The following is a 19,485-nucleotide window of genomic DNA, read 5'->3' on the forward strand; positions in this document are numbered from 1 at the left end:
TATGAAATCTATCAGACTTTCGCGCCGCATTGGCACGTTCCAACTGGACCGGATGATGATTGGCGCGCTGATGGCACTGGCAGCCGTTTCAGGCGCACTGGCATGGCTGGCGCAGCACCCTCACCATGACCCGTGGGCGCCCTTCAATCTCAACCATCCGGATGGGTGGGCCACCGCCGTGAAACGCGCGCGGATGCACGCCGACCCGCAGCTTTGCCGCGAAGTTCTGGAACGCAGCGATGTGGCATTTGCCACGCTGTCAGAACAGGGCGATGGCGATTGCCAGCGCGATGATCTGGCAGTGCTGCCGGACTTGCCGTTAAGCCCTGCTGACCCATCTGCCACGTGCCGCACAGGAGCTGGCATGTATGAATGGATGGAAAAAACAGTCCAGCCAGCAGCGGTGGAAACCTTTGGCAAAAAAGTCGCCAGGGTTGAGCATTTTGGCACTTATAGCTGCCGCCGCATCAACAATCGGCCAGATGGCAGATGGAGCCAGCATGCCACTGCCAATGCTATCGACATAGCCGCTTTTGTGCTGGAAGACGGGCGCAGGATCAGCATTGTGCAAGACTGGCAAGCGATGCCGGAAAACGATGATGCCCGGTTCCTGACCATCGCCCGCGACGGCGCCTGCAACTATTTTTCGACAGTCCTATCGCCGGATTATAATGCGGCACACCGCGACCATTTCCATCTGGACCAGTCTTCTGCCTATCGCGGAGCGTGCCGCTGATTCAGACCGCTTCCATGGAATAGCCGGCAGAGCGCACAGTGCGGATAGGGTCACGCGCGCCGTCCATTTCAATCGCTTTTCGCAACCGGCGGATGTGCACATCCACCGTGCGCAGTTCGATATCGCTATCCGTTCCCCAGACGCCGTCCAGCAATTGCCCGCGAGAAAACACCCGCCCTGGGCTTTCCATGAAAAATTTCAGCAACCGGTATTCGGTCGGCCCCAATTGCAATATGCGGCTGCGCCGTTCCACCTTATGCGCCACAGGGTCGAGGCTGATATCCCCCACTTCCACCATTTCGCCTGCCAATACAGGGCGGATGCGCCGCATCACGGCGGCCACCCGGGCCAGCAATTCGCGCGGGGAAAACGGTTTGGTCACATAATCGTCAGCACCCGTTTCGAGGCCGCGAATGCGGTCATCCTCGTTTTCGCGGGCTGTCAGCATGATGATCGGGACGTGAGCGGTGGCCTTGTCCCGGCGCAGCCTGCGGCAGACTTCGATGCCACTGGTGCCTTCAATCATCCAGTCCAGAATGACCAGATCGGGCACATCTTCTGCCGCCAGAATCAGGGCTTCATCGCCATCTGGTGTTGATCGGACATCGTAGCCTTCGTTCTGGAAACGGAATTCCAGCAGTTCTGCCAGCGATGGATCGTCTTCGACCAGAAGTAGTTTGGCTGCAGGCATCAAAATGTCTCGCTATCGTTGCTTGACCCTACCTGACACTAGCAATGTTACGCCTTCACGACATGATTATGACGCGGACGGGTCAGGCATCTTCATCAGGCGGATAATTGCCCGTAGCGGCAAAATGCACCATTTCGGCCACATTGGTGGCATGATCACCGATCCGCTCGAGATTGCGGGCTACGAAAAGAATCTGCGCCGCGCTCGAAATTGTCGCAGGATTTTCCACCATATAGCTGACAACATTACGGAAAATGCTGTTGTAAAAAGCGTCAACCTTGTCGTCAGTGGCGATAACTTCGCGGGCCAGCACCGGGTCACGTGCGGCATAGGCGGTCAGCACATCATGGACCATTTCAGCCGCAATATCGCCCATGGCGGGAAGCAGCGTCAGGGGTTCAAAATGTTTGCGACCTTCAATCTCGCCCACGCGTTTGGCGATATTCTTGGAGTAATCCCCAATACGTTCCACGACCCCGGCAATCTTCATCGCTGCGATCACTTCGCGCAGATCGTCCGCCATGGGTGCGCGCAGGGCAATGATACGGACCGAAAGCTTGTCGACTTCCGACTCCAGAGCATCGATCTTTTTGTCGCGCTTGATGACGCCTTCGGCGAGTGTTTCGTCGCCCTTGATCATCGCTTCCAGCGATTCCTGGATCGACAATTCCGCCAGACCGCCCATTTCCGCGATCAGTCCGCGAAGGCGAGTGATGTCCTCGTCAAATGCCTTGACTGTATGTTCAACCATCACCCGTACCGTCCTGTAATGTAATCCTGCGTCCGTTTTTCCAGCGGATTGGTGAATATGTCAGAAGTCCGTCCATATTCCACCATTTTTCCAAGATGAAAAAATGCCGTGCGCTGCGAAACGCGCGCTGCCTGCTGCATGGAATGGGTGACGATTACGATGGCATAACGCCCGCTCAACTCGTCGATCAATTCCTCGATCTTGGCCGTGGCAATCGGGTCGAGCGCGGAACATGGCTCGTCCATCAAAATGACTTCCGGGTCCACCGCAATGGCGCGGGCGATGCACAGCCGCTGCTGCTGCCCGCCTGAAAGCGCGGTTCCGCTGTCTTCGAGGCGGTCCTTCACTTCCATCCACAGGCCGGCACGGCGAAGCGACTTTTCGACCACTTCGTCGATCTCGCTCTTGCTGCCGACCAGGCCGTGGATCTTCGGGCCATAGGCGACATTGTCGTAAATGGATTTGGGGAAGGGATTGGGTTTCTGGAACACCATGCCCACGCGGGCACGCAATTGCACCACGTCCATCTTTGACCGGTAAATATCCTCACCATCCAGCGTAATCTCGCCTTCGACGCGGGCCGAAGGAATCGTATCATTCATCCGGTTGAGGGTGCGCAGAAAAGTCGACTTTCCGCAGCCTGACGGGCCAATGAAGGCGGTTACATATTTGGTCGGAATATCGATCGAGACATCGTCAATCGCTTTCTTGTCGCCGTAAAACACCGAGACATCGCGCGCGCTCATCTTGGCGTTGGTATCTTCCAGATTCGGATGGACTACAGTCACCACTTTTTCTCGAAACGGTTGCGCAGATAGATGGCCAGGCCATTCATCAGCAGGAGGAACACCAGAAGCACGATAATTGCCGCGGATGTCCGTTCGACAAAACCGCGGTCGATTTCATCGGACCAAAGGAAAATCTGCACCGGCAGAACCGTTGCGGGCGAAGTGAAATCCTGCGGCGGGGTGGCGACGAAAGCGCGCATCCCGATCATCAGCAGCGGCGCGGTTTCACCCAGCGCGCGGGCCATGCCGATGATGGTGCCTGTAAGAATACCGGGCAGGGCGAGCGGCAGCACATGGTGGAACACCACCTGCACTGGCGATGCTCCAACCGCCAGCGCGCCATCGCGAATGGACGGCGGCACGGCCTTGATCGCGTTGCGCCCGGAAATGACAATCACCGGCATGGTCATCAGCGCCAGCGTCATACCGCCGATCAGTGGTGCGGACCGCATGTTGGGGAATATCCACAGGAACACAGCAAGGCCGAGCAGGCCGAAGATAATGGACGGAACAGCCGCCAGATTATTGATCGAAACTTCGATCAGATCCGTCCAGCGGTTTTTCGCGGCATATTCTTCGAGGTAAAGCGCCGCCATTACGCCAATGGGAAATGCCATCAGCAATGTGACGATCATGGTCAGCATCGAGCCTTTCAGCGCGCCCCAGATACCCACCTGCTGCGGGTCTGTCGCATCGGCGCGTTCCAGAAAACCGAGATCGAGCTTGGTTTCCAGCTTGCCCTGCTGCGCCAGCGAAGTGGCCAGCGCCCGCATCTCGGGCGATCCTTCGCCGTTCAGGCCCGCTGCCAGTTTCGCGCTGGCAGGAAGGGAAAAGGTCGCGGTTCCGCGCAATATTGCCGGGTCATCGATGATCCGGTCAGCCACGAGACGCCATGCGCTGGCGCTGATATGGGCGGCGCCCTCGGCGCCCAGTTTCTGCTCGGCATAGAAGTCGACAATGGACGGAAGCCCCTGCGCTTCCAATGTCTGCACGGCATCCGGCTGTGCCAGCACCGCTGGATCACCCGACAGGCCAGCCTGCGTAAAATCAATCGGCACATTCATTTCGGCGCGCTGGAAGCCGCCGATGCCGTTGAAACCCATGGTCACCAGCAAGAATGCAAGCACACCGACCGAAAACAGGATCGCGCCGAGGCCCGCCATCTTGAACCGCCGTTCAGCGGCATAGCGTTTCTTCAGACGCGCTTCGAACTCTGCTGTTCGCGTTGGGGCGAGGCGATCACTCATAAGCTTCGCGGAACCTTTTAACTACGCGCAGGGCGATGAAGTTCAGCCCCAATGTGACCATGAACAACACAAACCCAAGCGCAAAGGCGCTGAGTGTGGCCGGATGATCAAAGCTGCCTTCGCCGGTAAGCATGGCAACGATCTGGAACGTGACTGTCGTCATCGCCTCGAGCGGATTTCCGGTGAGGTTGGCCGCAGCGCCAGCGGCCATCACCACAATCATGGTTTCGCCAATCGCCCGGCTGACGGCCAGCATTACCCCTGCAACAATGCCGGGCAGGGCGGCCGGCACCAGCACCTTGCGAATGGTTTCTGACGTGGTTGCACCCATGGCCAGGCTGCCATCACGCATGGCTTGCGGCACGGCGGCAATGGAATCGTCCGCCATGGAAGACACAAACGGAATAATCATCACGCCCATGACTAGTCCTGCGGCAAGCGCACTTTCGCTGGATGCGTTTGTAATGCCGACAGCAAAGGCAGCATCGCGAATGGCGGGAGCGACCGTCAGCGCCGCGAAATAGCCATAGACGACTGTGGGCACACCGGCGAGCACTTCGAGGGCGGGCTTAATCCATTTGCGCAAGGTGGGGTTGGCATATTGGGTGAGGTAGATCGCGCTCATCAAACCCAGCGGAATGGCCACGATCATGGCAATGACAGCGCCAATGTAAATCGTGCCCCAGAACAGGGGGATGGCGCCATAGCGCGAGCCATCCGGACTATTCGGATTGCTCATCGGATCTGGCCCCCATTGGGTGCCGAAAAGAAAATCGAGCGGGCTGACCATGCCAAAGAAACGGATGGTTTCGAAGACCAGGCTGACAACGATGCCAAGCGTGGTCAGAATTGCCACCAGCGAAGCGAGCAGCAATATTGTCATCACTGCTTTTTCGACCCGGGTGCGGGCCGTAAAATCAGGCTTGATGCGCAAGAACGCCCACGCGCCAGCCAGAAATGCGATGATCAGTGTGGCCAGCACACCGATAAGATTATAGCGCGAGATAGCCGCCCGATACGGTTCGACCAGGCCATTTGCAGCTTCGTTGAACACGGCTTTTGCACTGCCGCTGGCGACAGAGCGGGCTTCGCTCAGGATGGCATCCCGCTGGAAACCGAACGCAGGCAGGTCTGATGCTGCTGGTGATGCCAGGACCGACTGGGAAATGAGCTGCGGCGCAATGACTGACCACAGCCCGACAAACAGCAGCACAGGCACCACGATCCACAACGCCACATACCATGCGTGATACACGGGCAGGGCAGCAATCCGCCCGTTCGCACTGTCACGCCGGAACGTCCATGCACGCGCACGTGCCGCCAGCCATCCGGCCAGGCCGAGGCCCAGGGCCAGGACAAGCAGAATGGCTGGGGACATACGCTTTTATACCTTACTTCAGTTCAGCGCCGGTCATCGTCTTGAATTCCGTAGCGGCGGCCAGATTGGCAGCAAGCACGTCATCAGGCGATGCGACGAGGCCGATTTTGGCCAGTGGGCCGTCTTTCGACCAATTCTTGGTCCATTCAGCCATGAATTCCTTCAGGCCCGGAATGGCATCGAGATGCGCTTTCTTCACATATACGTAAAGCGGACGCGCACCGGGATAAGCGAAAGTGGAGATGTTGGCATAGGTCGGGTCAACGCCGTTCATGGGCAGGCCCTGCACCTTGTCAGCATTTTCTTCGAGGTAGGAATAGCCAAAGACACCGACAGCTTTCTTGTTGCTTTCAATCTTCTGGACGATGAGGTTATCCTGCTCGCCCTGATCGACATAGGCGCCATCCGAACGCACTTCGGTGCACAGCTGGTCATAGCGATCTTCGTCGCTGTCTTTCAGTGCCTTCATTTCGGCGTTGGTCTTGCAGCCAGCTTCCAGCACCAGTTCCTTCAGCGCATCGCGCGTGCCGGATGTTGATGGCGGGCCATACACAAGGATCGGTTCCTTGGGCAGCGAGGGATCAACATCAGACCACAGCTTCGTGGTCTGGTCCTTGCCATAAGGTTTGGCAGCCAGGGCTTCGTAAACCATCTGCGGCGTCAGGTTCATGGTGATGCCGCCTTGCGAGGATGCAAAAGCGATACCGTCAAGGCCGACCTGAAGTTCGATGATGTCCTTCACACCATTGGTCTGGCAGCTGTCGAATTCGGATTTCTTCATCCGCCGCGATGCATTGGCCATGTCCGGCGTGTTGGCGCCAACACCTGCACAAAACAGCTTCAAGCCGCCGCCAGTGCCGGTTGATTCGATAATCGGCGAATTCATGCCGGGGTTTGACTGGGTGAAAGTTTCAGCCACTTTCTTGGCAAATGGATAGACTGTGGATGAGCCAACTGCGCGAATCGATTCGCGCGTGGTGTCGCCGCTGCCGCCGCATGCAGCGAGCATTGCCGTTGCTGCAAGAGCGGGCAGAGCAAGAAAAGCTTTGTTCTTCATGATACGATCCTGTCGTTACGACGCCGCCGGTAGACGACTGTCTGGTCGCCGGATGTTGAAGTTATGTGACAGGCTCATGACAATTAAATGGACTCTTGTGCAACCCTTGGGATCCGAACGTTCACAACGGTGCCCTTACCGACCTTGCTCGTGATGTCGAGGCGGCCGCGGTGACGCTCCACAATATGCTTCACAATCGCCAGGCCCAGGCCAGTGCCGCCCGATGCCCGGCTGCGCCCAGGATCCGTGCGATAAAACCGGCGCGTAAGGTGGGGCAGATGTTCTTCTGCGATGCCTTCGCCGCGGTCCATTACAGTCAGTTGGGCATTGCCATCGGATGTTTCGGATAGCGACACTGTGACCTTTTCGTCAGCGCTGCCATATTTCAGCGCATTATCCACCAGATTGCGAACCAGCTGCTCCAATTGCCGCGGATCGCCCAGAACTGTCATCGGTTGCAGGTCGCCGAATTCGATTCGTTCAAATCGCTCGGCCCCTGCAGCATCGCGGGCAGACATTTCCACCAGCGGCTTCAGATCGACGCTTTCGCCGGGTTCGTCGTGCTTTTCAGCCTCGACGCGGGACAGGGACATCAGATCGCTCACCAGATTTTGCAACCGGTTGGCTTCGCTCAGAATGGTGGTGAGAAATTTCTTCTGTGTTTCCGGCGGCACATTGCCGTCTTCCCGCAATGTTTCGACATAGCCGATGATGGATGCGAGCGGCGTGCGCAATTCGTGGCTGGCATTGGCGACAAAATCGGTATGGGCGCGGCTGATCTGCGCTTCGGCAGTGCGGTTGATCAATTCGACGACAGTAAACCGGTCGTCGATTTCTTGACGGTTCATCCGCCAGATGTCCTTGCGGCGCGCCAGCCCGTGAATGGTGGCGCTGCCGGGGCCCTTCCGGTCAAGCAGGGCGATGGCTGATGGATGCCGGAAGGCCACCCTGACATCCTGCCCCAGAATATGCTCGCCCAAAACATCACGGGCGGCCTGGTTGGCAATGGTGACACGGTTGCGGTCCGTCATCAGCAGCGGCGTTGCCGAATGTTCGATCAGCTCGCCAATGGTGGCTTGGGTAAATGGTCCCTTGGCAGGCGCTGCCACCGGCGCGGGCGGGGTTGCGGTCACCAGATAGAGCGAAGCGGACCAGACGAGAAAAATTGCCAGCAGCAACCAGATATTGGTTCCGGCCATGCCCGCCACGAAACAGGCTGCGCCTGCGATGGCAACGCCCGGCCATGGGAAAGTTCGCGCCTGTTGCATGGCCGAAACGCCTAGCGGCATCACGTCAGCATCGCCAGCATGAATCGCCACGGATAAGAACGAAGATTTTGAAAGTTTGTGCAGGCCGCGCCCGCTGCCATCAGCCCTGCCAATATCGATGGCGTTTTGGAAACGGGCGAACCTGCCATGGCAGGGGGCCGCGAATCAAAAACGCCATCGATGGTGACCCCTACGGGAATCGAACCCGTGTTTCAGCCGTGAAAGGGCCGCGTCCTAACCGCTAGACGAAGGGGCCATCTCGATGGCGTGGCGGCGCAATTAGGCAGGCTTGGCTTTCACGTCAAGAAGCCATTTCGCTGAAATGCAACTTATCTGCTTAATCTGCCCACGCAGCGTCTTCCAAATGGAGCTCTGCCTGGGGTCTGGCAGCCCAGTCATCCACCTTCGCACGGCCCGCAAGCCACAGCATTCTGCCGTGCGAGCCATGGAGCAGTGCCTGCCCCATGTCAGTTTCGGCTGCGCGAAAGGCAATTGCCTTAAAAGATTTTCCATCAGCGCCGCTGGCGATCAGCCGGACATGGTCGGTGCCGACAATATCGGCTTTTACCAGCCTGACAGGGCCCACAGCAACGCGTGGTCCGGGCCAGCCCACACCAAACGGACCGGCGCTGTCCATCGATTCGATCAGGGATGGGGTAAGGCCGCCAGGCGCAAGTGCCAGATCAAGCTGGATGGATTGGTGCGCCATGGCCTTTGCCACCGCGCTGCCAAGGCGCGCATCCAGCCAGTCTGCCAGCGCGGCCACCTTGCCTTCATCAATCGTCAGTCCTGCTGCCATGGCGTGGCCGCCGCCTGCCACCAGCAAATGCAGTTCACGCGCCGCGATGATGGCGGCGCCAAGATCGATGCCTGAAATGGACCTGCCAGAACCTTTGCCCTGGCCCGTTTCATCATCCAGCGCGATGACCAGCGTGGGTTTGCCGGTCTTTTCCTTGATCCTGCCTGCCACGATGCCGATGACGCCGGGATGCCATCCCTTGCCTGCCACCACGATGACAGAACGGTTGTGCAGACCTGCCAATTGCAATTCGGCGGCTTCCTGCACGGCAGCTTCAATGGCCCGCCGGTCTTCGTTGAGGGCGGAAAGCTGCGCCGCGATCTGCGCTGCCTCGTCAGGGTCCCGGGTGGTGAGCAAGCGCACGCCCAGCGTCGATTCGCCAACCCTGCCGCCCGCATTGATCCGCGGGCCAAGCGCAAAGCCAAGGTCGCTGCAGACAGGCGCGCGTTTCAGCCTGCTGGCATCAATCAGCGCGGCCATGCCGATATTATCCCGCCGGGACATGACTTTCAGCCCCTGCGCCACAAAGGCACGGTTGAGGCCGTGCAGGGCGGCCACATCGGCCACCGTGCCCAGCGCAACAAGATCCAGCAGGGAAAACAGATCAGGCTCCGGCCGGTTCTTGAAAAAGCCGCGGCCCCGCAACGTCCTGACCACCGCAATCGCCAGCACAAAGGCTACGCCCACTGCTGCCAGATGGCCATGGGCAGCGCCAATGTCGCTTTCATCCAGGCGATTGGGATTCACCATGGCAGCTGCCTTGGGCAATTCGGGCGAACATTTGTGATGGTCCACCACAATCACGTCCACGCCTGCGTCATGGGCCTGCTGCAGGGCATCATGCGCCATTGCGCCGCAATCGACCGTGACGATCAGGCTGGAGCCTTCATCAGCCAGCTGGACCAGCGCCTTGCCGCTGGGGCCATATCCTTCCAACAGGCGATCGGGGATGTAATAGCGTGCTTCATGGCCCAGCATCCGCAGCAGCAGGATCAGCAGCGCGGCACTGGTGGCCCCGTCCACATCATAATCGCCGTAAATTACGGTTGCTTCGTTCCCCAGAACCGCCTGCGCGATCCGTTCCGCAGCTGCGTCCATATCGCGAAATTCGGAAGGATCAGGCAGGAAGCCGCGCAAAGTGGGCGAACGCTGGTTTTCAAGATCATCGCTGCTGACGCCGCGAGACAGCAGCAGCTGGGTGACGATATCCTTGTCGAGAGCGGTCGCATCGCTGCGGACATCCATATTGCCGCCGCGCCAATGCCACGCCTTGCCTGACAGGGATGATGTTACGCCAAATACGGGTGCCTGGGTACGAGATGCCATTTCCGGTGTTTATAGGAAGGATTGCGGCCAGCAAAGGGGGCGCGATTGACAATACAGTCCATGGCGCGACAATTGCCGGATGAACCTGCCGCCCCTTTCAGACAGCCATGCCAGCACCCCTCCAAGGCTGCTTGTCGCATGGCACAGCCGGACCGGCGCAAGCGAAGCCATGGCCGACGCTGCAGTGGCTGGTGCCGGGGCCAATGGGACGCTGATGCCTGCGGACAAGGTCCAGCCCGAGGATATGCTGGCCTGCGCGGGCTATCTGTTCGTCTGCCCGGAAAATCTGGCATGTATGAGCGGGATCATGAAAGAAATGTTCGACCGGTGCTATTATTCCCTGCTCGGCCGGATCGAAGGGCGCGGCTTTGCCACAGCCATTGCCGCAGGGTCTGACGGGACAGGCGCACAGCGCCAGATAGACCGCATCGCAAAGGGGTGGCGACTGCGCAGGGTGGCCGAACCCCTGATCATCAATTGCCATGCCCAGACACCGGCAGAAATCCTTGCTCCGAAGATTGTTAACGATAAGTCCTTGAAACAATGCCATCAACTGGGCGAGGCATTGGCCGAGGGTCTGCGTCTGGGAGTGTTCTAAAATGGTGCATCCAATACGGATGCAACTCTATTTCGGGGACTCGACGAACCGCTTGTTTAAGGCCAAGTAAATAACTGCTTATATTGTTAGGGGACTTTAAAAATCGACCGCCGTAAAGAACTTGATCGGTGTGATCGGTCGCCTGGAATACTCCTGTTTTTCAAAACCGGACAGCGGCCTGACGTGTCTGTTATCCGTGAAGCAATCAGCACGCTTGCCTCTGTCGACATCAGCCACGACCCTGTTGAATCTGCCGATGAGACGTCAGCGTCAGCAAACGCATGGCTGGAATTGCTGGCCCATGGCATGACCTTCGATCTGCGGCATCTGGAACCAGATGCTGGGGCGCACGTACCTGAATTTGAACATTTTTATGATTGTCCGCCGGGGGTTATCGATTCCGAAACCGAAGCATCACTGCTTGTTCCTGGTCCGCATCTTAGCGGCGGCGAGCGCAGCCTTCCCGTGGCGCGGGTGATGGCTGGCGTGGTGGCATCCTTGTCGACAAAATTACCATCCTTGATGGCCGTGGGCTGGCCACCGGCACGGGCGGTTTCAAGCCCGTCATTTTTCCGCACAACTGTCGAGGCGTGGAACGCTGGCGGGCCATTTCCTGCGCTTGGACTGACATCGTTCCAAAGGCTTGAAAACGGCGCTCTGCAAAGCGCGGGGCTGGCCTATTTCACCGGCCAGGAAGTGCGGCTGGATGCGGATTTTGCCGGTGACCGCGCACAAGCCACCCAGCTTGCGATCCGGTTGATAAACCAACTGGTCCAGCATGGCGCGCTGAAGGAAGCAGAAGCCATCATGGCGCCGGATGGGTCGCAGTTGCGGCTGGAACCTGCGGAAAATGGCCGCATAATTCGCGTGTGGCGCGGGTGATGCAGCCGGACGGTAGCGCTGCTGCACTTGCATGTCTGCCGCCTGCGCGAAAGACGCTGCCGTTCCGCTCAGTCAATCTCAGAACATCCGCCGCCTATGATCCGGGCCTGCAGCGGCACCATTTGCTGCCGCGGCAATTGTTGTCCCAGCGCTGTTTTGGGCCGATGTTCGACACGATCGGACGGGACCGCATAGGTTTTGAGGATTTTCGCTGCAACGGCCTCCTTTTACCAGCGCGTGATGAAGCCGCGATGCGGGTTGGCCTGCCATTACATCGCGGCCCCCACAGGGATTACAACGCGATGGTGATTGAGCGGGTTGGGCAGGTTGAACGCCACTGGTCCAGCGCCCGTCTGCGCGCGCCAGAGATCGCGCTGGACAATGCGTTGATGCGGCTGGACCTGTTGCAACGCGCGCTGCGGCGTCGGCTGCTTGAAACACAGGGCAAGCGGCTGCGGCTGAACAGCAAAGACCCGCTTGGCACCGGGCTCGATTTTACCGAGCTCGATGCCATGGCTGAGTTGCTCTGGGGTGCGACTGCTTCTTAGATTTTAGCCAGAAGCTCTTCTTTTGCCGCGATATATTCACGTTCCAACCGGTCAACCCGGTCTGCCACGCTGTCGATATTATCCACCATCCCAACGCCTTGGCCCGAACCCCAGATATCCTTCCAGGCCTTTGCTTCGCTATTGCCGCCAGATCCGAAGTTCATCTTGCTGACATCGCCTTCAGGCAGATTGTCAGGATCGAGACCGGCCCTGACGATGGAACCGCGCAGATAATTGCCCGCTACGCCTGTAAACAGACTGCTATAGACAATATCGGCAGCCTTGCTCTTGACGATTTCTTCCTTGTACGCCTGATCTGCGTTGGCTTCCTTGGTCGCAATCCAGGGGGAGCCGATATAGGCAAAATCAGCGCCCATTGCCTGCGCCGCAAGAATGGACCGGCCGTGAGAAATGGACCCCGATAGCGCCACCAGCCCGTCAAACCAGCTGCGGATTTCCTGCATCAGCGCAAAGGGTGACTGCACGCCTGCATGGCCGCCAGCGCCCGCTGCAACTGGGATCAGACCATCAGCTCCCTTTTCAATCGCCTTGTGGGCAAATTTGTCATTGATGACGTCATGCAGCACGATACCGCCCCAGCTATGCGCTGCCTCGAACACTTCTTCGCGCGCGCCTAGTGATGTAATCATCATGGGCACCTGCCATTTACCGCACACTTCAATATCTTCTTCGAGCCGGTTGTTGCTGCGGTGGACGATCTGGTTGACGGCGTAAGGCGCTGCGGGGCGATCAGGATTGTCGCGGTTATGCGCGGCCAGTTCTTCGGTAATCTGGTGCAGCCATTCATCCAGCATGCCTGATGGCCGCGCGTTGAGCGCAGGGAAGCTTCCCACAATGCCAGCCTTGCACTGTGCAATGACCAGTTCCGGGCCTGAAACGATAAACAGCGGAGAACCGATTACAGGCAGTCGAAGGCGGTCGAAAGGTGCGGGTAGCGGCATGGAATACTCCGTTGCTTAATGAAACCAGTTGGTGCTTATGCGGCACCTGAACACTTGTCGAGGCTGTATCGCGAATTGGCGCATCCACGCCGGATCAAGCCCTCTCGAGCACATCCTCAATCCCGTAAACGCGGGCCGCCGTGCCGGCATAAAGTGCGCGCTTGTCAGCATCCGACGCGCCCCGCGTGATGCGCTTGAACGCGTTCCACAGCACTGGATATGTCGCGCCCCAGCGGTCCACCGGGTAATTGCTTTCGAACATGGCCCGCTCAGGACCGAACGCCTCGATGCAGGTTTCGATATAGGGTCGCCACATGGCCGCAAGGGTTTCGGAATTCACGCCCTTGGCCGGGCCTTCTTCGGGCATACCGCAAAACGCCATCGCCAGCCCGCCCAGCTTGACAGTGACATTCGGGTTTTCAGCAAGTTTATGGATGGCCTTGCGCCAGCGGGAGAAGTTTTCGCCCAGCTTGCCTTTGTAACTGGCGATGTTGAGCGGGGTACCGCAATGATCAAGAACAATGGGCTGGTCGGGAAATTTGCGAGCAAGCGCAATCACATCGCCCAGCTGCGGTTCCAGCACCCAGGCATCGAAGGTGAGGCCAAACGTTGCCAGATTGGCGAACCCGGCCTGAAATTCATCGCTGACCATCAACCCTTCGGGCGCATGGAATGGCGGGCCTAGCGTCGCGGGATTGGCGTCCCATGCGGCGGAATGGCGGATCCCGCGAAAACGGCCATTACCGGCAGCGATCAGCGCTTCCAGCACCGGAATTGCGCCATCACCCAGCATCATGTCAGCATGGCCAATGATGGCAGCACAGGCCCGCAAATCGCCATACAGGCCGCTCGCACTTTGCGCGGCGACACCGTTGACGAATTCTACTTCGCCAACCGGTTTCATTTCGTCACTGCTATTTGCGCGGTAAAATGCACCGCATTCCATGAAACAGGTGCCGATGACGTTGTGGCCGCTGGTCACATCAGCGTGCAACTGGTCGAACGTGTAATAGGCAGCACCGGCAATCGCTTCGATGAAGGGGTGCCGTGGTTCTGGAAAGGCTGGCATCAGCGCCCGCAAATCCCACAGATGGTGGTGCGGATCGATAATCGGCAGATCGGGTTCCAGAATGGCTTCGCTCATATACATCCGCTCCTGACGTGGCGCTTTCACGCGCTTTTGTTTTGTGGTGACAGGGTTAGGCTGGATTATCGCCATCGCGCAAGGCACTGTTCGCCGCACTCAGCACGGCCCGCACGCTGGCAGTGGCGATATCCTCGTCAATTCCGCAGCCCCAGATCTTGCGCCCATCAGCGCCTGTGCATTCCAGATAGGCCGCAGCGCGCGCGTCAGATCCCTTGGAAAGGGCGTGTTCGGAATAGTCCTGAACCTCAAGCTCCACCCCGAAAGCATCACGCAATGTCGCGACGACCGATGAAATAAGACCATTTCCGCGGCCGCTGACGCGCTGGGCTTGTCCTGCCACCTCGATCGTCCCGGCGAACAGGCGCGTGCCATCTGCGCCGCGGCTTTCCTCGTAATCGACGAGCTGGAAATGCTTGTCAGTGGTCTGCACATAATAGGCATCGCGGAAGGCTTGCCAGATATCGGCCGCGTTAAGTTCGCGGCCAAGATCATCGGCCATGCGCTGCACATGGGGCGCAAAATCTGCCTGCATGGCCTTGGGCAGTTTAAGCCCCTGATCCTGTTCCAGTACCCAGGCAAACCCGCCTTTGCCGCTTTGCGAATTGACGCGAATGACAGCTTCATAATTCCGGCCAAGGTCAGCCGGGTCAATCGGCAGATAGGGCACGCGCCATTTTTCGTCATTCTGGGTTTCGCGGGCGGCAAAGCCTTTCTTGATGGCATCCTGATGGCTGCCCGAAAATGCCGTGAACACCAATTCGCCGCCATAGGGGTGGCGTTGGTGGACCGGCAATTCGTTGCAATATTCCACCGTCTCGATCACCCGGTCGATGTCGGAAAAATCCAGACCGGGATCGATGCCCTGCGTGTAGAGGTTGAGAGCAACCGTCACGAGACAGCAATTACCAGTGCGTTCGCCATTGCCGAACAGGCAGCCTTCCACGCGGTCGGCCCCCGCCATCAGGCCCAGTTCAGCAGCGGCCACCCCTGTGCCGCGGTCATTATGCGTATGCAGGCTGATAATGGCTGCATCCCGATTGGGCAGGTTGCGGCAGAAATATTCGATCTGGTCGGCGTAAATATTGGGAGTCGCAGCCTCAACCGTGGCGGGAAGGTTGATGATGATGGGACGTTCCGCTGTTGGCTGGAGGACATCCATGACCGCTTCGCAAACCTCTATGCTGAAATCGAGTTCGGCGGTGGAAAATGTTTCCGGACTATATTGAAAACGCCAGTCAGTTCGGGGGCGCGCTGCTGCTTCGTCGCGCATGATTTTGGCGCCATCCACCGCGATCTGGCGGACTTCCTGCTGGCTCATGCGGAAAACGATATCGCGCCATGCGGGGCTGACCGCATTATACATATGGACCACGGCCGCATGGACCCCGTCGAGACTGTCAAACGACGTGCGGATAAGATCTGCGCGCGATTGGGTAAGCACTTGCACGACCACATCTTGCGGGATGGTGCCGGAATCCACCAAGCCGCGGATAAAATCGAACTCGGTCGCGCCGGCACTGGGGAAGCCGACTTCTATTTCCTTGACGCCAATTTCAACCAGCAGTTCGAAGAAGCGGCGCTTCTTGGCCGAATCCATCGGGTCGACGATGGCCTGGTTGCCATCGCGCAGATCGGTCGACAGCCAGCGGGGCGGGGCGGTGATGATGCGCGATGGCCACTGCCGGTCCGCCAGGTCAACCTGCGGGAATGGATTATATTTGCGCGATGGATCGCGGAGCATGGTCATGTCAGGAAAATCTCGGTTCTAAAACGAAGTATGTGCTGCGGCTACCAGTCCCGTAACGGGTCCCTTGGGCGCTTGCAGCGCACCTTGTCAGGCCACGCCGCAGGTCACGCCCAAGGGCGTGTAAGTCGCAGGATCAGGCCAATACTAGCGTTCATCCCTTTTCTATGCGCATGGAAGCAAGCGCTGTCCACCCGGTTTAAGCAACTTTATGACGAAAATATCTTCAGGTTTGAAATTTGTCGTGGTTGATCTGCGCGGCATGACGGCATAGCGTCCGGCGATGAACGATACCATCAGACCATTCGTGCTCGATATCCCGCAAAGCGAGCTGGAACGGCTTTATCACAAGATAGACGCGGCCCGCTGGCCCGAGGCAGAACCGGTCGATGACTGGTCGCAAGGCACGCCGCTCTGCCTGTTACGCGAATTGGTGGAATATTGGCGCAGTGGTTACAATTGGCGTGGCTGCGAGGCGTATCTCAATTCGCTTGGCCAGTTTGTGACCGAGATTGACGGGCTGGATATCCATTTTCTCCATGTCCGCTCCCCGCATGAAAATGCCTTGCCGATTGTGCTGACGCATGGCTGGCCCGGTTCCGTGGTGGAATTTCTGGGAGTGATCGAACGGCTGACCCAACCGGAAAAATATGGCGGAACCGCGGCTGATGCCTTTCATGTCATCGCGCCATCGCTGCCCGGTTTCGGATTTTCCGGCAAGCCGACAAGCACAGGGTGGGGCATCGAGAAAATTGCCCGGGCATGGGCCACACTGGTTGCGCGCCTTGGCTATGACCACTGGGTTGCGCAAGGCGGTGATTGGGGCTCTGCTGTCACTGCAGAAATTGGCCGGCAGGCACCCGAAGGCTGCCGGGCCATCCATGTCAACATGGTGTCGGTGAAGCCCACTGCGGAAGATTTCAGCAGCGAAGACGCCGATATGAAAAAGGCGCTGGCGGGGCTGAAATATTACGCCGACTGGGATTCAGGCTATTCCAAGCAGCAATCAACCCGTCCGCAGACGATTGGCTATGCGCTGGTGGATTCCCCCATCGGTCTGGCCGGCTGGGTTTACGAAAAGATGTATGCATGGACGGATAATAAGGGGTCGCCCCTGGACGCGCTCAGGATGGATGCGATCCTTGATAATCTGATGCTGTACTGGTTGCCCGCCACAGGCGCATCGGCGGCGCGGCTATATTGGGAAAGTTTCGGCCGCTTCGCCGGCGGGCCGGTCAGATTACCGGGCGGGGTCAGTGCATTTCCGGGCGAAATCATGCCTGCGCCGCGCGCCTGGGCAGAACGGTTGATGCCCAATCTCATCTATTGGAACACGCTGGACAAGGGCGGACATTTTGCCGCGTGGGAACAGCCTGAAATGTTCACCCGGGAAATCCGCGCCTGTTTTGCAAAAATACGCTAGCCGCAGCGCAGGTCGCGGATGATGCCGCCGGCATCAAGCATGATGTTGAGCCGCGCATTGCGAAAATCGCTATCCACCGCCTCGCCATAGGAAACCACGCGCATTGTCGCGCCCGCTGGCAGGATCTGGCTGATCTCGGCATTGATCTGGTCTGATGCCGGTTGGCCGAGGAATTTTGCCCCGCGATTGGCACCGCAGCTTGCCGACGCCGGATCTGTCTGCCTGCGTGCCTCTGGCGGACCGGCAGCCGCGCCAGACACAGGTGCTGCAAGTTGTGGTGCATATTGCTGGCCGGGTTGCCCGGTTGCGGAAGTATTGGCAGCAACGGGCGCGCCGTTTACGCGCGCTGCGAAATCATCAGCAGTTTCGGTCTGCTGGTCAGCATTGCCGCATGCAGCCAGAGCAATGAATATGGCAGGAAACAGGCCAAGGGCAGCAATTCTGGCGCGATAGGTCACCGGTTCGTCCTTCCGAGTGGTTTACCGCCCGTTGGCCCTGTTTCATGTCAGATTAGCGACAATCAGTTTTTCTCTTTATCGACCAGCTGGTTTTTGGCGATCCACGGCATCATCGCCCGCAGCTTTGCGCCGACCTGTTCGATGGGGTGGGCAGCGGCGGCCTTGCGGCTGGCTTTCAGTTCAGGTTGACCGGCCCGGTTGTCGAGTACGAAATCCTTCACAAAACGGCCCGCCTGGATATCTTCCAACACGCGCTTCATTTCCGCCTTGGTTTCAGCCGTAATGATGCGCGGGCCGGTTTTGATGTCGCCATATTCTGCCGTATTGCTGATGGAATATCGCATATTGGCAATGCCGCCTTCATACAGCAGATCGACGATCAGCTTGGTTTCATGCAAACATTCGAAATAGGCCATTTCCGGCGCATAACCAGCTTCCACCAGCGTTTCGAAACCGGCCTGGATGAGATGGGTGATGCCGCCGCACAAAACGGCCTGTTCGCCAAACAGATCGGTTTCGCATTCTTCACGGAAGGTTGTTTCAATCACGCCGCTGCGGCCACCGCCGACTGCCGATGCATAGGACAGCGCCAGCGCATTGGCATATCCGTTGCCGCTGCTGCCTTCCGCTTCCTGCGCCACGGCAAACAGGCATGGTACGCCGCCGCCCTTTACATATTCGCTGCGCACGGTGTGGCCCGGCCCCTTGGGCGCGACCATGAATACGTCGAGATCGGGGCGCGCTTCGATCAGGCCAAAATGCACGTTCAGACCGTGAGCAAAGGCAAGCGCCGCGCCCGGTTTCATATTGGCGTGCAAGTCCTTTTCATAGATTTCTGCCTGATGTTCGTCAGGCGCCAGCACCATGATCACATCGGCCCATTTCGCCGCTTCCACATTGGACATCACCGTGAAGCCCGCTGCTTCAGCCTTTTTCGCCGTGGCGGACCCTTCGCGCAGCGCAATGGCGACGTCCTTCACGCCGGAATCGCGCAGATTCTGGGCGTGGGCGTGGCCCTGGCTACCATAACCGACCACGGCAATCTTCTTGTCCTTGATCAGATTCTGGTCTGCGTCTGCGTCGTAAAAAACTTTCATGATAGGTCCTCAAATGCCGTCATCTGGCCGGTTGTGGGTGAATTTCGAGTGCGGGTCTATACTCAGGATCAGGTGCTTTGCGCGCCGCGCATCATTCCGGCAATTCCGGTGCGGCCCACTTCCACCAATCCCAATTCGCGCATCAAGGCGATGAAACTGTCGATCTTGTCCGGCGCGCCGGTAAGTTCGAAAATGAAGCTGGACGTAGTGGTGTCCACCACCTGGGCACGAAAAACATCAGCCAGACGCAGGGCTTCAACGCGGTGTTCGCCCGTGCCTGCCACTTTTATCAGCGCCAGTTCGCGTTCGACATGCGCGCCTGTTTCAGTCAGATCGACGACCTTGTGCACGGACACCAGCCGTTCCAGCTGGGCGCGGATCTGGTCGATGACCTGCGGCGGGCCCTGAGTAACGATGGTGATGCGGCTGACTGCGTGGTTTTCCGAAATATCGGCCACCGTCAGGCTATCGATATTATAGCCGCGTGCGGTGAACATACCGGCGATGCGCGCCAGAATGCCGGCTTCATTATCGACTGTAACTGCCAGAACATGACGTTCCGCTTCTGCTCTGTGAATTTTCATC

At 58.5% G+C, this 19,485-nt stretch carries 19 protein-coding genes and 1 tRNA gene; 5 read left to right on the forward strand and 15 right to left on the reverse strand.

Annotation, left to right across the window (positions count from 1 at the left end):
- Window position 1 precedes the first annotated feature (1 nt).
- Window positions 2–736, forward strand: coding sequence for an extensin-like domain-containing protein (locus tag GRI44_RS04255; protein ID WP_160600177.1), 735 nt, complete (start codon window positions 2–4; stop codon window positions 734–736).
- A gap of 1 nt (window position 737) precedes the next feature.
- Here GRI44_RS04255 and phoB read toward each other — a convergent pair whose 3' ends face one another.
- From phoB to recJ, 9 genes are all read right to left on the reverse strand, one after another.
- Window positions 738–1,427 (reverse strand): phosphate regulon transcriptional regulator PhoB, encoded by a 690-nt coding sequence (gene phoB / locus GRI44_RS04260; RefSeq protein ID WP_160600178.1) that lies wholly within the window; start codon window positions 1,425–1,427, stop codon window positions 738–740.
- 82 nt (window positions 1,428–1,509) lie between these two features.
- Window positions 1,510–2,178 carry a phosphate signaling complex protein PhoU gene (gene phoU / locus GRI44_RS04265; protein ID WP_202386132.1) on the reverse strand — a complete coding sequence of 223 codons (669 nt, stop codon included), beginning with the start codon at window positions 2,176–2,178 and terminating at the stop codon, window positions 1,510–1,512.
- On the reverse strand, window positions 2,178–2,924 hold the full coding sequence (pstB, locus tag GRI44_RS04270; RefSeq protein ID WP_232843046.1) for a phosphate ABC transporter ATP-binding protein PstB: 747 nt from the start codon (window positions 2,922–2,924) through the stop codon (window positions 2,178–2,180). The genes phoU and pstB overlap by 1 nt, the downstream gene beginning before the upstream one ends.
- A 38-nt stretch (window positions 2,925–2,962) precedes the next feature.
- Window positions 2,963–4,213 carry a phosphate ABC transporter permease PstA gene (pstA, locus tag GRI44_RS04275; protein ID WP_160600181.1) on the reverse strand — a complete coding sequence of 417 codons (1,251 nt, stop codon included), beginning with the start codon at window positions 4,211–4,213 and terminating at the stop codon, window positions 2,963–2,965.
- On the reverse strand, window positions 4,206–5,591 hold the full coding sequence (pstC, locus tag GRI44_RS04280; RefSeq protein ID WP_160600182.1) for a phosphate ABC transporter permease subunit PstC: 1,386 nt from the start codon (window positions 5,589–5,591) through the stop codon (window positions 4,206–4,208). Before pstC ends, pstA begins: the two co-directional genes overlap by 8 nt.
- Window positions 5,592–5,604: 13 nt before the next feature.
- Window positions 5,605–6,648: a substrate-binding domain-containing protein gene (locus GRI44_RS04285; protein ID WP_160600183.1), complete on the reverse strand. Its 1,044-nt coding sequence runs from the start codon at window positions 6,646–6,648 to the stop codon at window positions 5,605–5,607.
- Between the two features lie 83 nt (window positions 6,649–6,731).
- Window positions 6,732–7,967: a sensor histidine kinase gene (locus GRI44_RS04290; RefSeq protein WP_332872352.1), complete on the reverse strand. Its 1,236-nt coding sequence runs from the start codon at window positions 7,965–7,967 to the stop codon at window positions 6,732–6,734.
- A gap of 130 nt (window positions 7,968–8,097) precedes the next feature.
- Window positions 8,098–8,172: transfer RNA gene (locus GRI44_RS04295), tRNA-Glu, on the reverse strand.
- Window positions 8,173–8,253: 81 nt separating this feature from the next.
- Entirely contained in the window at window positions 8,254–10,041 is a 1,788-nt protein-coding gene (gene recJ, locus GRI44_RS04300; RefSeq protein WP_160600184.1) for a single-stranded-DNA-specific exonuclease RecJ, read from the reverse strand.
- A gap of 79 nt (window positions 10,042–10,120) precedes the next feature.
- On the opposite strand from recJ, the gene GRI44_RS04305 reads away from it, so the two are divergent.
- The 3 genes from GRI44_RS04305 to GRI44_RS04315 all read left to right on the forward strand — a co-directional run bounded on the left by GRI44_RS04305 (window position 10,121) and on the right by GRI44_RS04315 (window position 12,069).
- A complete protein-coding gene (locus GRI44_RS04305) occupies window positions 10,121–10,639 on the forward strand; it encodes a flavodoxin family protein (RefSeq protein WP_160600185.1) in 519 nt (172 codons plus the stop codon).
- A 183-nt stretch (window positions 10,640–10,822) separates the two neighbouring features.
- Window positions 10,823–11,521 (forward strand): hypothetical protein, encoded by a 699-nt coding sequence (locus tag GRI44_RS04310; RefSeq protein WP_160600186.1) that lies wholly within the window; start codon window positions 10,823–10,825, stop codon window positions 11,519–11,521.
- The gene (locus tag GRI44_RS04315) at window positions 11,521–12,069 is read left to right on the forward strand and encodes an AHH domain-containing protein (RefSeq protein ID WP_160601274.1); all 549 of its coding nucleotides are present in this window, start codon (window positions 11,521–11,523) and stop codon (window positions 12,067–12,069) included. The genes GRI44_RS04310 and GRI44_RS04315 overlap by 1 nt, the downstream gene beginning before the upstream one ends.
- Here GRI44_RS04315 and GRI44_RS04320 read toward each other — a convergent pair.
- The 3 genes from GRI44_RS04320 to leuA all read right to left on the reverse strand — a co-directional run bounded on the left by GRI44_RS04320 (window position 12,066) and on the right by leuA (window position 15,925).
- Window positions 12,066–13,031: an NAD(P)H-dependent flavin oxidoreductase gene (locus tag GRI44_RS04320; RefSeq protein WP_160600187.1), complete on the reverse strand. Its 966-nt coding sequence runs from the start codon at window positions 13,029–13,031 to the stop codon at window positions 12,066–12,068. The genes GRI44_RS04315 and GRI44_RS04320 overlap by 4 nt on opposite strands.
- A 94-nt stretch (window positions 13,032–13,125) precedes the next feature.
- A complete protein-coding gene (locus GRI44_RS04325; protein WP_160600188.1) occupies window positions 13,126–14,175 on the reverse strand; it encodes an amidohydrolase family protein in 1,050 nt (349 codons plus the stop codon).
- Window positions 14,176–14,230: 55 nt separating this feature from the next.
- On the reverse strand, window positions 14,231–15,925 hold the full coding sequence (leuA, locus tag GRI44_RS04330) for a 2-isopropylmalate synthase (RefSeq protein WP_160600189.1): 1,695 nt from the start codon (window positions 15,923–15,925) through the stop codon (window positions 14,231–14,233).
- 280 nt (window positions 15,926–16,205) lie between these two features.
- Between leuA and GRI44_RS04335 the strand changes: the two genes are divergently transcribed.
- Complete coding sequence (locus GRI44_RS04335) at window positions 16,206–17,345, forward strand: epoxide hydrolase family protein (protein WP_160600190.1); 1,140 nt, start codon at window positions 16,206–16,208, stop codon at window positions 17,343–17,345.
- On the opposite strand, the gene GRI44_RS04340 is transcribed toward GRI44_RS04335, so the two are convergent.
- The 3 genes from GRI44_RS04340 to ilvN all read right to left on the reverse strand — a co-directional run bounded on the left by GRI44_RS04340 (window position 17,342) and on the right by ilvN (window position 19,484).
- Window positions 17,342–17,803 carry an I78 family peptidase inhibitor gene (locus GRI44_RS04340; protein ID WP_160600191.1) on the reverse strand — a complete coding sequence of 154 codons (462 nt, stop codon included), beginning with the start codon at window positions 17,801–17,803 and terminating at the stop codon, window positions 17,342–17,344. The genes GRI44_RS04335 and GRI44_RS04340 overlap by 4 nt on opposite strands.
- Window positions 17,804–17,865: 62 nt before the next feature.
- On the reverse strand, window positions 17,866–18,900 hold the full coding sequence (ilvC, locus tag GRI44_RS04345) for a ketol-acid reductoisomerase (RefSeq protein WP_160600192.1): 1,035 nt from the start codon (window positions 18,898–18,900) through the stop codon (window positions 17,866–17,868).
- Between the two features lie 68 nt (window positions 18,901–18,968).
- Entirely contained in the window at window positions 18,969–19,484 is a 516-nt protein-coding gene (gene ilvN / locus GRI44_RS04350) for an acetolactate synthase small subunit (protein WP_160600193.1), read from the reverse strand.
- Window position 19,485 lies beyond the last annotated feature (1 nt).

The organism is Allopontixanthobacter confluentis (assembly GCF_009827615.1).
GTDB classification, from domain to species: Bacteria; Pseudomonadota; Alphaproteobacteria; order Sphingomonadales; family Sphingomonadaceae; genus Allopontixanthobacter; species Allopontixanthobacter confluentis.

What these genes read in the sequence shown, in the direction of transcription:
- pstC (WP_160600182.1), bottom strand. Translation starts at nt 5,591, where the DNA reads ATGTCCCCAGCCATTCTGCTTGTCCTGGCCCTGGGCCTCGGCCTGGCC.
- ilvC (WP_160600192.1), bottom strand. Translation starts at nt 18,900, where the DNA reads ATGAAAGTTTTTTACGACGCAGACGCAGACCAGAATCTGATCAAGGAC.
- recJ (WP_160600184.1), bottom strand. Translation starts at nt 10,041, where the DNA reads ATGGCATCTCGTACCCAGGCACCCGTATTTGGCGTAACATCATCCCTG.
- GRI44_RS04320 (WP_160600187.1), bottom strand. Translation starts at nt 13,031, where the DNA reads ATGCCGCTACCCGCACCTTTCGACCGCCTTCGACTGCCTGTAATCGGT.
- GRI44_RS04325 (WP_160600188.1), bottom strand. Translation starts at nt 14,175, where the DNA reads ATGAGCGAAGCCATTCTGGAACCCGATCTGCCGATTATCGATCCGCAC.
- GRI44_RS04255 (WP_160600177.1), top strand. Translation starts at nt 2, where the DNA reads ATGAAATCTATCAGACTTTCGCGCCGCATTGGCACGTTCCAACTGGAC.
- GRI44_RS04315 (WP_160601274.1), top strand. Translation starts at nt 11,521, where the DNA reads ATGCAGCCGGACGGTAGCGCTGCTGCACTTGCATGTCTGCCGCCTGCG.
- GRI44_RS04285 (WP_160600183.1), bottom strand. Translation starts at nt 6,648, where the DNA reads ATGAAGAACAAAGCTTTTCTTGCTCTGCCCGCTCTTGCAGCAACGGCA.
- GRI44_RS04335 (WP_160600190.1), top strand. Translation starts at nt 16,206, where the DNA reads ATGAACGATACCATCAGACCATTCGTGCTCGATATCCCGCAAAGCGAG.
- pstB (WP_232843046.1), bottom strand. Translation starts at nt 2,924, where the DNA reads ATGAGCGCGCGCGATGTCTCGGTGTTTTACGGCGACAAGAAAGCGATT.
- leuA (WP_160600189.1), bottom strand. Translation starts at nt 15,925, where the DNA reads ATGACCATGCTCCGCGATCCATCGCGCAAATATAATCCATTCCCGCAG.
- ilvN (WP_160600193.1), bottom strand. Translation starts at nt 19,484, where the DNA reads ATGAAAATTCACAGAGCAGAAGCGGAACGTCATGTTCTGGCAGTTACA.
- phoB (WP_160600178.1), bottom strand. Translation starts at nt 1,427, where the DNA reads ATGCCTGCAGCCAAACTACTTCTGGTCGAAGACGATCCATCGCTGGCA.
- GRI44_RS04305 (WP_160600185.1), top strand. Translation starts at nt 10,121, where the DNA reads ATGAACCTGCCGCCCCTTTCAGACAGCCATGCCAGCACCCCTCCAAGG.
- pstA (WP_160600181.1), bottom strand. Translation starts at nt 4,213, where the DNA reads ATGAGTGATCGCCTCGCCCCAACGCGAACAGCAGAGTTCGAAGCGCGT.
- phoU (WP_202386132.1), bottom strand. Translation starts at nt 2,178, where the DNA reads ATGGTTGAACATACAGTCAAGGCATTTGACGAGGACATCACTCGCCTT.